This window comes from Streptomyces sp. NPDC006193, assembly GCF_040613915.1.
Classification (GTDB): Bacteria; Actinomycetota; Actinomycetes; order Streptomycetales; family Streptomycetaceae; genus Streptomyces.
This window is the reverse complement of the sequence record NZ_JBEXTB010000003.1, coordinates 77,249-91,439: the sequence shown is the minus strand read 5'-3', so window position 1 is coordinate 91,439 and position 14,191 is coordinate 77,249. Positions and strand designations below refer to the sequence as shown.

At 71.1% G+C, this 14,191-nt stretch carries 12 protein-coding genes; all 12 read left to right on the top strand.

Translation table 11 applies throughout. The features are described 5' to 3' along the window. Positions 1 to 367 precede the first annotated feature (367 nt). The 12 genes from rho (at position 368) to atpB (ending at position 14,123) form a co-directional block, all read left to right on the top strand. Positions 368 to 2,353: a transcription termination factor Rho gene (gene rho / locus ABZ261_RS04175; protein ID WP_356855079.1), complete on the top strand. Its 1,986-nt coding sequence runs from the start codon at positions 368 to 370 to the stop codon at positions 2,351 to 2,353. A gap of 127 nt (positions 2,354 to 2,480) precedes the next feature. After that, the gene (locus ABZ261_RS04170) at positions 2,481 to 4,325 is read left to right on the top strand and encodes a trypsin-like serine protease (RefSeq protein ID WP_356855077.1); all 1,845 of its coding nucleotides are present in this window, start codon (positions 2,481 to 2,483) and stop codon (positions 4,323 to 4,325) included. 199 nt (positions 4,326 to 4,524) lie between these two features. Next, positions 4,525 to 5,670: an LCP family protein gene (locus ABZ261_RS04165; RefSeq protein WP_356855075.1), complete on the top strand. Its 1,146-nt coding sequence runs from the start codon at positions 4,525 to 4,527 to the stop codon at positions 5,668 to 5,670. Positions 5,671 to 5,804: 134 nt separating this feature from the next. After that, the gene (rpmE, locus tag ABZ261_RS04160; protein WP_014675000.1) at positions 5,805 to 6,029 is read left to right on the top strand and encodes a 50S ribosomal protein L31; all 225 of its coding nucleotides are present in this window, start codon (positions 5,805 to 5,807) and stop codon (positions 6,027 to 6,029) included. A 106-nt stretch (positions 6,030 to 6,135) separates the two neighbouring features. Beyond that, positions 6,136 to 7,203, top strand: a complete 1,068-nt coding sequence (gene prfA / locus ABZ261_RS04155) for a peptide chain release factor 1 (RefSeq protein WP_356855073.1) — start codon at positions 6,136 to 6,138, stop codon at positions 7,201 to 7,203. Between the two features lie 37 nt (positions 7,204 to 7,240). Then, positions 7,241 to 8,086, top strand: coding sequence for a peptide chain release factor N(5)-glutamine methyltransferase (gene prmC, locus ABZ261_RS04150; protein ID WP_356855071.1), 846 nt, complete (start codon positions 7,241 to 7,243; stop codon positions 8,084 to 8,086). Between the two features lie 52 nt (positions 8,087 to 8,138). Continuing rightward, the gene (locus ABZ261_RS04145; RefSeq protein ID WP_356855069.1) at positions 8,139 to 8,786 is read left to right on the top strand and encodes an L-threonylcarbamoyladenylate synthase; all 648 of its coding nucleotides are present in this window, start codon (positions 8,139 to 8,141) and stop codon (positions 8,784 to 8,786) included. A gap of 43 nt (positions 8,787 to 8,829) precedes the next feature. Continuing rightward, complete coding sequence (locus ABZ261_RS04140; RefSeq protein ID WP_356855067.1) at positions 8,830 to 9,489, top strand: protein-tyrosine-phosphatase; 660 nt, start codon at positions 8,830 to 8,832, stop codon at positions 9,487 to 9,489. Positions 9,490 to 9,577: 88 nt separating this feature from the next. Continuing rightward, the gene (gene glyA / locus ABZ261_RS04135; protein ID WP_356855065.1) at positions 9,578 to 10,816 is read left to right on the top strand and encodes a serine hydroxymethyltransferase; all 1,239 of its coding nucleotides are present in this window, start codon (positions 9,578 to 9,580) and stop codon (positions 10,814 to 10,816) included. Between the two features lie 127 nt (positions 10,817 to 10,943). Continuing rightward, on the top strand, positions 10,944 to 12,335 hold the full coding sequence (locus tag ABZ261_RS04130) for an MraY family glycosyltransferase (RefSeq protein ID WP_356855063.1): 1,392 nt from the start codon (positions 10,944 to 10,946) through the stop codon (positions 12,333 to 12,335). 300 nt (positions 12,336 to 12,635) lie between these two features. Beyond that, positions 12,636 to 13,076 (top strand): hypothetical protein, encoded by a 441-nt coding sequence (locus tag ABZ261_RS04125; protein WP_356855061.1) that lies wholly within the window; start codon positions 12,636 to 12,638, stop codon positions 13,074 to 13,076. A gap of 210 nt (positions 13,077 to 13,286) precedes the next feature. Then, the gene (gene atpB / locus ABZ261_RS04120) at positions 13,287 to 14,123 is read left to right on the top strand and encodes a F0F1 ATP synthase subunit A (protein ID WP_356855059.1); all 837 of its coding nucleotides are present in this window, start codon (positions 13,287 to 13,289) and stop codon (positions 14,121 to 14,123) included. The last annotated feature ends 68 nt before the right edge of the window (positions 14,124 to 14,191 follow it).

Below are 14,191 nucleotides of genomic sequence, written 5' to 3'. Positions count from 1 at the left end.
ATCTCAAGTCTGCACCCGACCCCACCATGGCGAGGTGCCTTGTGTCCCCGTCCGGGACAGACATTCTTCCGGAAGCCTCCCGCGCCACTCCGTGTTCCCTGCGTCGTGCCTGGGCAGTACGTCGTATGCGAGCACTGAGCGGTCCGCTGGTCGGGGTACCCCCTCTGGGGGAGCTCCGGAACCGGTGCTACCACGCCACGTGACACTGGGTGCCACGGCTCGCGGAAGCGCCATCACCGCACATTTCTTCCGCCGCTTTGGCGGACCACCGCCCCGGCACGGTCCACAGAAGACAGGACCGTAGCCGGACAGCACAACCGGTCGCCGAGCCAGACAGGCCGACGTCCGCTCCAGGGAAGGACCCTTCGTGAGCGACACCACCGATCTGATGGGCGCACGTGTCGAGGAGACCGCTGCCGCGCCCGCCACGGACGCCTCCGCGCCTGCCACCGGTGCCGGCTCCCGGCGGCGCCGCGGTACCGGCCTCGAGGGCATGGTGCTGGCCGAGCTGCAGCAGGTCGCCTCGGGCCTCGGCATCAGGGGCACCGCGCGGATGCGCAAGAGCCAGCTGATCGAGGTCATCAAGGAGGCGCAGGCCTCCGGGGCGGCCCCCAAGGCCGAGCCGGCCGCCGAGAGCAAGCCGAAGCGCCGGGCCACCTCCAAGGCCCGCACCGGCGAGGACGCGGAGAAGAAGGCCGAGGCCACGACGGACGCGGCCGCCGACAAGGCCGCCCAGCAGCAGATCGAGATCCCCGGCCAGCCGTCCCCCAAGCTCGCGGCGTCGCCCGAGCAGACGGGCGCGCCCGCCGAGGACGCCCCGGCCGAGCGCCGTCGCCGCCGTGCCACCGCCGACGCGGGCAGCCCGGCCGTGAACGGCGCCGAGACCTCCGCCGAGGCCAAGGGCGAGTCCAGGGCCGAGACGCAGCAGCAGGGCGAGGGCAAGGGCGACGCCGGCGACGGCGAGGGCCGCGGCCGCCGCGACCGCCGCGAGCGCGGCCGGGACCGTGACCGCGACCGCCGCAACAAGGGCGACGAGCAGCAGGGCGGCGGCCAGCAGCGGCAGCAGCAGGGCCAGCAGCAGGGCGGCCGTCAGGACCGCCAGCAGGACGACGACGACTTCGAGGGCGGCCGCCGTGGCCGCCGGGGCCGCTACCGCGACCGCCGGGGCCGCCGGGGCCGCGACGACATCGCCGAGCCGCAGGTCACCGAGGACGACGTCCTGATCCCGGTCGCGGGCATCCTGGACATTCTCGACAATTACGCCTTCATCCGGACCTCGGGCTACCTGCCCGGCCCGAACGACGTGTACGTCTCCCTCGCCCAGGTCCGCAAGAACGGCCTGCGCAAGGGCGACCACGTCACCGGTGCGGTCCGCCAGCCCAAGGAGGGCGAGCGCCGCGAGAAGTTCAACGCGCTGGTCCGGCTGGACTCCGTCAACGGCATGGCGCCCGAACACGGCCGAGGCCGCCCGGAGTTCAACAAGCTGACCCCGCTCTACCCGCAGGACCGCCTGCGCCTGGAGACGGACCCCGGCGTCCTGACCACCCGCATCATCGACCTGGTCTCGCCGATCGGCAAGGGCCAGCGCGGTCTGATCGTGGCCCCGCCGAAGACCGGCAAGACCATGATCATGCAGGCGATCGCCAACGCGATCACGCACAACAACCCCGAGTGCCACCTGATGGTCGTCCTCGTCGACGAGCGTCCGGAAGAGGTCACCGACATGCAGCGGTCGGTCAAGGGCGAGGTCATCTCCTCGACCTTCGACCGCCCGGCCGAGGACCACACCACGGTCGCCGAGCTGGCCATCGAGCGCGCCAAGCGCCTGGTGGAGCTGGGTCACGACGTGGTCGTGCTGCTGGACTCGATCACCCGTCTGGGCCGTGCGTACAACCTGGCCGCGCCGGCCTCCGGCCGCATCCTGTCCGGTGGTGTCGACTCCACCGCCCTCTACCCGCCGAAGCGGTTCTTCGGCGCGGCGCGCAACATCGAGGACGGCGGCTCGCTCACCATCCTGGCCACCGCTCTCGTGGACACCGGGTCCCGCATGGACGAGGTGATCTTCGAGGAGTTCAAGGGCACGGGCAACATGGAGCTCAAGCTCGACCGGAAGCTCGCCGACAAGCGCATCTTCCCGGCGGTGGACGTCGACGCGTCCGGCACCCGCAAGGAAGAGATCCTGCTGGGCGCGGAGGAGCTGGGCATCGTCTGGAAGCTCCGCCGTGTGCTGCACGCGCTCGACCAGCAGCAGGCCATCGAGCTGCTGCTCGACAAGATGAAGCAGACGAAGTCGAACGTCGAGTTCCTCATGCAGATCCAGAAGACGACGCCGGCGCCGGGCAACGGCGACTGACGTCCCGCTCCGGGTCCCGGAAGCCCGCTCCCGTCCACAGTGACAGGGGGCGGGCTTCCGGCGCTGAGAGGTACGGGACCTGCGTCATGCGTCCCTGTCCGCTCATCTCTCCCCGGGGGGAACCTCCTTGCCCACGCCCCTGCCCGGGCGGCACAGACGTCGTGCCCGTCCGGCCCTGTCCCTCGCCGCCGCCGGTCTCGCCGGAGCCGTCGCCGCCGCCCTGCTGACCGTCTCCGCCGGCGCGGCCACCGCACTGCCGCAGCCGCAGCCGAGCGCCCCGCCCGTCGTCGACCAGCCGTCGCAGGCCGCGCTGGAGAAGCGCATCGCGGGCGCCCTCCGGACGGACGCCCAGGCCCCCGCCGGCACACCGGACAAGAGCGGCGGCAGCCCCTCCTCAGTGTCCGGGATCATCGGCGGCAGCGAGACCGCCGTCACCTCGGCGCCCTGGATGGCCCAGCTCTGGTACCACGACAAGAGGGGCACCAGCGACACCGGCGACGACCTGGCCTTCTTCTGCGGCGGCTCGGTCGTCACGCCGTCGAAGATCCTCACCGCCGCGCACTGCGTCCGCGACGAGGACGGCAGGGCCTACGACTGGAAGGCCAACGGCGCCGTCGTCACCGGCACCGGCCAGTTGCCCACCACCGACTCCTCCGGCGCGACCGACCTGCACGGCGGCCAGGCCACCGGCGTCCTGCGCCAGTGGAACCACCCGTCGTACGACCCGGTGGAGATCGACAACGACATCGCGGTGCTCACCCTGGCCGCCCCGGTCAAGGCCACCCCGATCGGCATGGTCACCTCCGGCGACACCGCCTCCTACGCGGCCGGCACGAGCGCGAAGGTCTACGGCTGGGGCCGCACCAGCTCCACCGACCCGGACATCTCCCCGACTCTGAGGACGGCCACCCTGCCCGTCCAGTCCGACACCACCTGCACCGGCTACTACGGCTCCTACTTCGTCAAGGGCCACATGGTGTGCGCGGGCAAGCCCGCCAGCGGCGGGGACAGCGGGACGACCTCCGCCTGCAACGGCGACTCCGGGGGCCCGCTCGTGGTGAACGGCCGGATCGCCGGCGTGGTCTCCTGGGGCGTCCAGGACTGCGTGGCCCGGGGCGCCTACAGCGTCTTCAGCAAGGTCACCACGTACGTCGGCGCGGTCCAGCCGCAGCTCGACGACGCCAACCTGAGCCGGTTCAACAGCGTCCACGACGGCAAGGCCGACCTCTTCGTGCGCAAGGCCTCCACGAAGACGGGCTACGAGAAGGACTCCAAGGGCACGTCCTTCGGCTCCGCGGTCTCCTGGGGCGACTACAGCGGCGTCGACCTGGTCGTGCAGACCGACCTCGACCGGGACGGCTACCAGGACCTGCTCCACCGGGTCGGCTCCTCCGGCGACGTCTACTGGCAGCACGTGGTGCTCGACAGCGCGCGCACCCAGGCCGCCTGGACCACCACGAAGGTCTTCACCGGCTGGAAGACCCGCACCCGGATCATCGCCCCGGGCGACGTCACCGGCGACCACCGGCCCGACGTGCTGTCCGTGGACTCCGGCGGCGCGCTGTGGATCTACCCCGGCAGGGGCGACGGCACCTTCGCCTCGCGTGTGCAGGCCGGCACGGGCTGGAACCAGTACGACATGGTGCGCGGGCACGGCGACTTCACCGGCGACGGCCGGGCCGACCTGCTCGCCCGCGCGTCCGGCAGCGGCGATCTGTACCTGTACAAGGGCACCGGCAGGTCCGGCACCGGCGCCTTCGCGGCCCGCATCAAGGTGCGCAGCGCCTGGACCGGCTACAACGCCTTCGACGCGGTCGGCGATGTGAGCGGCGACGGCCGGGCCGACTTCCTGGCCCGCACCCCCGGCGGCACCCTGTACCTGTACAAGGGCACCGGAAAGGCCACAAGCGAGATCTTTGCCACAAGGGTCTCGATGGGCACCGGGTTCCAGGCATACGACCTCTGGGGCTGAATCCGCAGGTGAAGGGGGGTCCACCCCCGCGCAGCCACTACGCACCGTGCCCGCCGCCGCGCGCGGCGGGCACGGTGCGTAGTGCAACCCTTTCCCGAGTTTCCCCGTCCTGCCGGGTGGAGCGACGATGGAGCGGTGAGGACCGCGCCTGACCCTGACCCGCAGGGGGTAATCGACCGACGAGAGACCTAGGAGCGAAGTGGCCGCCGAGAGCACGCCCGCCATACCCGACCCGGGAACGAACGGCCCCCGCCGCAGGGGCAAGGGCCGCCGCCGCAAGGCCCGCGGCACCGGCCGCACGGCCCTGCGCGCAACCGCCTGGACGGCCGCGGGCGTGGTGGTGCTCGGCGGCGCCGGCGCCGGCTACCTGGTCTTCAAGCTCAACGGCAACCTCCGCAGCGTCGACATCGACCAGGCACTCGGCGGCGACCGGCCCACCAAGATCGACAACGGGTCCCAGAACATCCTCGTCCTCGGCTCCGACACCCGCTCCGGCGGCAACCGCAAGCTCGGCGGCGGCACGGACGACGGCAGCGCCCGCTCCGACACGGCGATGATCGTCCACGTGCACGAGGGCCACCGGAGCGCCGACGTCGTCTCGATCCCCCGCGACACCCTGATCGACCGCCCCGCCTGCACCGGCGCCGACGGCGCGACCCACCCGGCGGCCACCGGGGTGATGTTCAACTCGGCCTACTCCACGGGCGGCGCGGCCTGCGCGGTCAAGACCGTCGAGTCCCTCACCGGCATCCGCATGGACCACTACCTGGAGGTCGACTTCTCGGGCTTCCAGCAGCTCGTCGACGACCTCGGCGGGGTCCGGGTCACGACCACCAGGGACATCGACGACCCGCAGAGCCACCTGCACCTGCGGGCCGGCGCCCACACCCTCGACGGCAAGCAGGCCCTCGGCCTGGTCCGCACCCGGCACGGCGTGGGCGACGGCTCCGACCTGGGCCGCATCCAGCTCCAGCAGGCGTTCGTCAAAGCCCTGATCGACCAGGTCTCCCACGTCGGCGTCCTCACCAGCCCCAAGAAGCTGTACGACCTCGCCGACACCGCCACCAGGGCCGTCACCACCGACTCCGGCCTCGGCTCGGTCAACTCCCTGATGGACTTCGCGAACGGCCTCAAGGGCATCAGCTCGTCCCGCGTGAAGATGGTCACGATGCCCGTCCGGTACGACCCGGCCGACCCCAACCGCGTCCTCCTGGCGAGGTCCAAGGCGCGGCTCGTGTGGAACGCCCTGCGGAACGACGAGCCGATCCCCGCGGCGGCCACCGAAGGCACCGCCACCGGCGAGGCGGACGGCGTGGTCGGCACCGGACAGCGCACGGGGCGGTAGGGCCGGAATAGAACGACCGCACCCCCGGTTTGGGAGGATGGCCCCAGTCCTGGCAGACTGGTACGTCGGCTCCGGTTCACGCTCCCGCATCCCGCGGCTGCGACCCGGCGCCCTCCCGGAACCTAGGAGACACCTTGAAGCGCGACATCCACCCCGCGTACGTCGAGACGCAGGTCAGCTGCACCTGCGGCGCGTCGTTCACCACCCGCAGCACCATCGAGTCCGGCACCATCCGGGCCGAGGTCTGCTCCGAGTGCCACCCGTTCTACACGGGCAAGCAGAAGATCCTCGACACCGGTGGCCGTGTGGCCCGCTTCGAGGCCCGCTTCGGCAAGGCTGCCGCCGGCTCCAAGAAGTAGCGAGCCCCATTCCGCCGGTCCACGGCCACACCCCGCCAGGGGTGTGCCCGGGACCGGCGTTTTTGGTCGCCCGCCGTCGTCCTTCACCGCAGCACAGGAGCCCAAGATGTTCGAGGCCGTCGACGAACTCGTCGCCGAGCACGCCGATCTGGAGAAGAAGCTCGCCGACCCGTCGGTCCACTCCGACCAGGCGAACGCGCGCAAGCTGAACAAGCGCTACGCCGAGCTCACCCCGATCGTCGCCGCGTACCGCTCCTGGAAGCAGACCGGCGACGACATCGAGACCGCGCGCGAGCTGGCCGCCGACGACCCCGACTTCGCGGCCGAGGTCAAGGAGCTGGAGAAGCAGCGCGAGGAGCTGACCGAGAAGCTGCGCCTGCTGCTCGTCCCCCGCGACCCGAGCGACGACAAGGACGTCATCCTCGAGATCAAGGCCGGCGCCGGCGGCGACGAGTCCGCCCTCTTCGCGGGCGACCTGCTGCGCATGTACCTGCGCTACGCCGAGCGCGTCGGCTGGAAGACCGAGATCATCGACGCCACCGAGTCCGAGCTGGGCGGCTACAAGGACGTCCAGGTCGCGGTGAAGGCCCGCGGGCAGGTCGAGCCGGGGCAGGGCGTGTGGGCGCGGCTGAAGTACGAGGGCGGTGTGCACCGCGTGCAGCGCGTTCCGGCCACCGAGTCCCAGGGCCGCATCCACACCTCCGCCGCCGGTGTGCTCGTGACGCCGGAGGCCGAGGAGGTGGACGTGGAGATCAACCCCAACGACCTCCGCATCGACGTCTACCGCTCCTCCGGACCGGGCGGCCAGTCGGTCAACACCACCGACTCCGCCGTGCGCATCACGCACATCCCGACCGGGGTCGTCGCCTCCTGCCAGAACGAGAAGAGCCAGCTCCAGAACAAGGAGCAGGCGCTGCGCATCCTGCGCTCCCGGCTGCTCGCCATCGCGCAGGAGGAGGCGGAGCGGGAGGCCGCCGACGCCCGCCGCAGCCAGGTCCGCACCGTCGACCGCTCCGAGAAGATCCGCACCTACAACTTCCCGGAGAACCGCATCTCGGACCACCGCGTCGGCTTCAAGGCGTACAACCTGGACCAGGTCCTGGACGGTGACCTCGACGCGGTCATCCAGGCCTGCGTCGACGCCGACTCGGCCGCCAAGCTCGCCGCCGCGTAAGACCCCCCTACGCACGAGCACGACACGGAGGACTCGCGTGAACCTGCTGCTCGCGGAGGTGGCCCAGGCCACCCAGCGGCTGGCCGACGCCGGCGTGCCCTCGCCGCGCACCGACGCGGAGGAACTGGCCGCGTTCGTGCACGGCGTGAAGCGCGGCGAACTGCACTCCGTGAAGGACGCCGACTTCGACGCCCGGTACTGGGAGGTCATCGCCCGGCGCGAGCAGCGCGAGCCGCTGCAGCACATCACCGGGCGGGCCTACTTCCGGTACCTGGAGCTCCAGGTCGGGCCCGGGGTGTTCGTGCCCAGGCCCGAGACCGAGTCCGTGGTCGGCTGGGCCATAGACGCGGTACGCGCCATGGACGTGGTCGAGCCGTGCATCGTCGACCTGTGCACCGGCTCGGGCGCCATCGCGCTCGCCCTCGCCCAGGAGGTCCCCCGCTCGCGCGTGCACGCCGTGGAGCTGTCGGAGGAGGCCCTGGTGTGGACCCGCAAGAACGTCGCCGGGTCACGGGTCGACCTGCGCCAGGGCGACGCCCTCACGGCCTTCCCCGACCTCGACGGCCAGGTCGACCTGGTCATCTCCAACCCGCCGTACATCCCGCTCACCGAGTGGGAGTACGTCGCCCCGGAGGCCCGCGACTACGACCCGGAGATGGCGCTGTTCTCCGGCGAGGACGGACTCGACCTGATCCGGGGCATCGAGCGCACCGCGCACCGGCTGCTGCGCCCCGGGGGTGTCGTCGTGATCGAGCACGCCGACACCCAGGGCGGCCAGGTGCCGTGGATCTTCACCGAGGAGCGGGGCTGGGCCGACGCGGCCGACCACCCCGACCTCAACAACCGCCCCCGCTTCGCGACCGCCCGCAAGGCGCTGCCGTGAGCACCCCGAAGACTTCGACCCCGCAGTACGTGTACGAGGAGGCCAGCTAGACATGGCACGGCGATACGACACCAACGACGCGACCGACCGCGCGACGGGTCTGCGTGAGGCCGCGTCCGCCGTCCGCCGGGGCGAGCTGGTGGTGCTGCCGACCGACACGGTGTACGGCATCGGCGCCGACGCGTTCTCCCCGGAGGCCGTCGCCGACCTGCTCGCCGCCAAGGGCCGGGGCCGCAACATGCCCACCCCCGTCCTCATCGGCTCCCCGAACACCCTGCACGGCCTGGTCACGGACTTCTCCGAGAAGGCCTGGGACCTGGTCGACGCGTTCTGGCCGGGCGCCCTGACGCTGGTCGCCAGGCACCAGCCGTCGCTGCAGTGGGACCTCGGCGACACCCGGGGCACGGTCGCCGTGCGCATGCCCCTGCACCCGGTCGCCATCGAACTGCTCACCGACGTCGGCCCGATGGCCGTGTCCTCCGCGAACCTCACCGGCCACCCCGCCCCGGAGAACTGCGACGCCGCGCAGGAGATGCTCGGCGACTCCGTCTCCGTCTACCTCGACGGCGGCCCGACCCCGGGCAACGTGCCGTCGTCCATCGTGGACGTCTCCCGCGAGGTGCCGCTGCTGCTGCGCCAGGGGGCCGTCTCGCCGGACGAGCTGCGCAAGGTCGTACCCGACCTCGAGGTGGCGAATTGACGGCCCCCGGACGCCCCGGGCTCCCGGAGCAGGGGGTGCCCCCATGCGTGGCATAGGCGGCGGGGGATACAGCGCGGAGGAGACGACGACCTTCGGGTTCCCGCGCGACACCTTCCGCATCCTCCACGTCAGCACCGGCAACGTGTGCCGCTCGCCCATCACCGAGCGGCTGACCCGCCACTTCGTCGCGGAGCGGCTCGGCGTGCTCGGCGGCGGGCTGATCGTGGAGAGCGCGGGCACCTGGGGCCACGAGGGCGCGCCGATGGAGTCCCACGCGGAGACCGTGCTGGCCGAGTTCGGCGCGGACGCCTCCGGCTTCGTCGGCCGGGAACTGCTGGACGAGCACGTCATCAGGGCCGACCTCGTGCTGACCGCCACCCGCGACCACCGCGCCCAGGTCATCTCCATGGGCCACTCGGCGGGCCTGCGCACCTTCACCCTGAAGGAGTTCACCCGGCTGGTCCGCGCCATAGACCCGGCCACCCTGCCGCCCCTGGAGGACGGCCTGGTCATGCGGGCCCGCGCGCTGGTGCGGGCGGCCGCCGCGCTGCGCGGCTGGCTGCTCGCCCCGAACGCCGAGGCGGACGAGGTGTACGACCCGTACGGCGCCCCGCTGACCTTCTTCCGGTCGATCGGCGACGAGATACACCAGGCGCTGGATCCGGTCGTCACTGCGCTGACAGGCGTACCCGCACGCACCTGAGCGGGCGGACGGGACGCGGCGACCGCGCGGCGGCCGCACCCCGGGCCTACATTGGGGATACGTCACCGTCGACCGCCCGGAGCCCGTCATGCCGGTCACCACCGCCCACGAGACCGACGTCCTGCGGCGGCAGGACCCGGCGATGGCCGAGATCCTGCTGGGGGAGCTGGCGCGGCAGTCCACCACGCTGCAGCTGAACGCCGCGGAGAACTTCTGCTCGCCGGCCGTGCTGGCCGCCCTGGGCTCACCGCTCGCCAACAAGTACGCCGAGGGCTATCCCGGCGCCCGGCACCACGGCGGCTGCGAGATCGTCGACGTCGCCGAACGCGCCGCCGTCGACCGGGCCAAGGCCCTGTTCGGCGCCGAGCACGCCAACGTCCAGCCCCACTCCGGCTCCTCCGCCGTGCTGGCCGCCTACGCGGCCCTGCTGCGCCCCGGCGACACCGTCCTCGCCCTCGGCCTGCCCCACGGCGGCCACCTCACCCACGGCTCACCGGCCAACTTCTCCGGGCGCTGGTTCGACTTCGTCGGCTACGGCGTGGACGCCGAGAGCGGGCTGATCGACCACGACCAGGTGCGCCACCTCGCCCGCAACCACCGCCCCAAGGCCCTGGTGTGCGGCTCCATCGCCTACCCCCGCCACCTGGACTACGCCTTCTTCCGCGAGGTCGCCGACGAGGTCGGGGCCTACCTGATCGCCGACGCGGCGCACCCGATCGGGCTGGTCGCCGGGGGAGCCGCGCCGAACCCGGTGCCGTACGCCGACATCGTCTGCGCCACCACCCACAAGGTGCTGCGCGGGCCGCGCGGCGGGATGATCCTGTGCGGCGCCGAACTGGCCCGGCGCGTCGACCGGGCCGTGTTCCCCTTCACCCAGGGCGGCGCGCAGATGCACACCGTCGCCGCCAAGGCCGTCGCGTTCGGCGAGGCGGCGACCCCCGCGTTCGCCGCGTACGCGCACCAGGTGGTGGCCAACGCGCGCGTGCTCGCCGGGCACCTGGCCGCGGAGGGGCTGGCCGTCACCACCGGCGGCACGGACACCCACCTGATCACCGCGGACCCGGCCCCGCTCGGCGTGGACGGCCGCACCGCGCGGGGCCGGCTGCTCGCGGCCGGCCTGGTGCTGGACTGCTGCGCGCTGCCGCACGGCGACGGCCGCGGACTGCGCCTGGGCACGGCCGCGGTGACCACGCAGGGCATGGGGGAGCCGGAGATGGTGCGGATCGCGGCGCTGCTGGCGGCCGTGCTGCGCGGGGAGACGGAACCGGCCGCGGCGCGGGAGGAGGTGCGCGCGCTCACCGATCAGTTTCCGCCGTATCCCGGCTGAACGGGGGCGGTGGCCGCCGTGCACGGCTGCGCGTGCAACCATCGTCGCCACCCGGCAGTCTTCATCGGCATGCATCCGTCGCTAGGGTGTGGGGCTGTGATGGCCAGCGAGACCTGTGGGGAAGCCCGTGCGTGAATACCTGCTGACGCTCTGCATCACGGCCGCGGTGACGTACCTGCTGACAGGACCGGTACGGAAGTTCGCGATCGTGGCCGGGGCGATGCCGGAGATCAGGGCCCGGGACGTGCACCGGGAACCCACTCCCCGTCTCGGCGGTATCGCGATGTTCTTCGGACTGTGCGCGGGCCTGCTGGTCGCGGACCACCTCACCAACCTCAACCAGGTCTTCGCCAAGTCCAACGAGCCGCGGGCACTGCTGTCCGGGGCGGCCCTCATCTGGCTGATCGGCGTCCTGGACGACAAGTTCGAGATCGACGCGCTGATCAAGCTCGGCGGGCAGATGATCGCCGCGGGCGTCATGGTCATGCAGGGCCTGACGATCCTGTGGCTGCCCATCCCGAGCGTCGGCAACGTGGCCCTGACCCAGTGGCAGGGCACCCTGCTGACCGTCGCGCTGGTCGTCATCACGATCAACGCGGTGAACTTCGTGGACGGCCTGGACGGTCTCGCCGCCGGCATGGTGTGCATCGCGGCGGCCGCGTTCTTCCTGTACGCCTACCGGATCTGGTACTCGTACGGCATCGAGGCCGCGGCTCCCGGCACGCTGTTCGCGGCGATCCTCATGGGCATGTGCCTGGGCTTCCTGCCGCACAACATGCACCCGGCGCGGATCTTCATGGGCGACTCCGGCTCCATGCTGATCGGGCTGGTGCTGTCGGCCGGGGCCATCTCGATCACGGGCCAGGTGGACCCGGACGCGCTGGCGCTGTTCACCGGTTCGGAGAAGGCGGCGGTCCACCAGACGGTCCCGGTGTACATCCCGCTGCTGCTGCCGCTGACGATCATCGCCGTGCCCGCAGCCGACCTGGTCCTGGCCATCGTCCGCCGCACCTGGCGCGGCCAGTCCCCGTTCGCCGCCGACCGCGGCCACCTGCACCACCGCCTGCTGGAGATCGGCCACTCGCACAGCCGGGCCGTGCTGATCATGTACTTCTGGTCGGCGCTCATCGGCTTCGGGGCGCTGGCCTTCTCGGTCAACTCGGCCTCGATGTGGATCGTCCTGGGCGTGGTCTTCTTCAGCGCGGTCGGCCTGGTGCTGCTGCTCCTGCCGCGCTTCACCCCGCGCGTTCCGGTGTGGGCCCAGCGGTTCGTGCCCCCGCGGTACCGCAGGCGCCGCCGCGGCGCCGAGGCGGGCGCGTCGGCGCAGACCGCGGCGAGGCGGACCGGCGAGGCCGGGGAGGCCGGGGAGGCCGGCGACGAGACGGGAGTGACCCGAGAGGCGGGCGAGGCCGGCGGGCCCGGGGAAGGCGAGGGGCGCGCTCCCGTCGCCGCCGGCGTCCCGGGCGTCGACGGGGCCACCGCGATCGGCGCCCGGTCCCGGTCCCTCGACCGCCGGTGAAACGGCTTAGGTAAGAATCTGACGAGAGCATTGCCAAGTCGTGGGGGAACGAAGCCCCCCAATATCAGACAAGACAGCCCAGTTTTTGCACAGACGCGCACTGTCACTCTCATGTGTGACAGCAAGCACACCCAGCAGGTAAAGACCTCATCAAATAGTTTGTGATACGGTTCACGAGAACCCCGGATAGAGCCGAAGGACCGTGTGCGACGGTCCGTTGGCGTGAGGTCTCGACCACTCAGCCCGGGACTACGCTCGTCCATGACGACACCTGCCCCCTGTGAAAGCGGAGTTGCCGCCATGCCGTCCAATGACGCCCGGATCCTGGCCCAGGCCGCCGTGCCCACGGCTGCCGTCGGCGTGATCGCCGCCGTCGTCAGCGGGGTGGTCGCCGGCGGCAAAGGGGCCATCGGGGCCGTCGTGGGGACGCTTGTGGTGATCGCGTTCATGGGCCTCGGTCTCTACGTGCTCCAGCGCACCGCCGCATCCTTCCCTCAGCTGTTCCAGATGATGGGCCTGATGCTGTACGCGGCCCAGCTGCTGCTGCTGGTCATCTTCGTCGGCCTGTTCAAGAACACCACCCTCTTCAACCCGCGTGCCTTCGCCGTCGCGCTCGTGGTCGCCACCCTGACGTGGATCGCCGCGCAGACGCGTGCCCACATGAAGGCGAAGATCCTCTACGTCGATCCCGAAGCCTCGTCGAAGGGCGACAAGCCCGAGAAGACAGGGTCTTCGTCGTGAGAGGTAGGGCCGGGATAAAGGCGCACGAGAGATGCTGCTATCGTCCGGTGCCAACTGCGGCATCGCGGGCGCGGGCATCTGAGCTGACGCCTGCTCAATCGCGAGGCGAGATGCCCCCACGCCGCCCCCACATCCGTAACACCAGTCCCGTGCCGACCCGCGGCCGTACGCCGCGCCGACACAACGAGGTTGCCGTACCTATGCGCCACGATGAAGGAGCCCGCGGTGAGTGCTGACCCGACGCAGACGCTCGCTTTCGACACGAGCTGCCACCTGTTCGACGGGTGCGGCTTCCCGGCTCCGGGCCTGCACTCGTTCCTGTTCAAGCCGCTCTGGGGCGACGCGGACAGCAGCGTGTACTTCAACAAGACGATGCTGCTGGCGCTGCTCGGTTCCATCATCATCGTGGGCTTCTTCTGGGCCGCCTTCGCCAAGCCGAAGGTCGTCCCGGGCAAGCTCCAGCTGGTGGCCGAGGCCGGTTACGACTTCGTCCGTCGCGGCGTCGTCTACGAGACCATCGGCAAGAAGGAAGGCGACAAGTACGTCCCGCTCGTCGTCTCGCTCTTCTTCTTCGTCTGGATGATGAACCTCTGGTCGATCATCCCGGTCGCGGCCTTCCCGGTGACGGCGATCATCTCGTACCCGGCCGTCCTGGCCGGCATCGTCTACATCATCTGGGTCTCCCTGACCTTCAAGCGTCACGGCTTCGTCGGGGCCTTCAAGAACTTCACCGGTTACGACAAGACGCTCGGCCCGGTGCTGCCGCTGTCGATGACGATCGAGTTCTTCTCGAACCTCCTCGTCCGGCCCTTCACCCACGCCGTGCGACTGTTCGCGAACATGTTCGCCGGTCACACGCTGCTGCTGCTCTTCACGATCGCCAGCTGGTACATGCTGAACGGCATCGGCATCGCCTACTCCGGTGTCTCGTTCGTCATGGTCATCGTGATGACCGCTTTCGAGCTCTTCATCCAGGCTGTCCAGGCGTACGTCTTCGTACTGCTGACCTGCAGCTACATTCAGGGCGCGCTCGCCGAGCACCACTGAGCCACCCGACCACCCACCCAGACATCCGGTGGCCAACCCCCACCGGTCATTGAAAGAGAAGGAAGAAC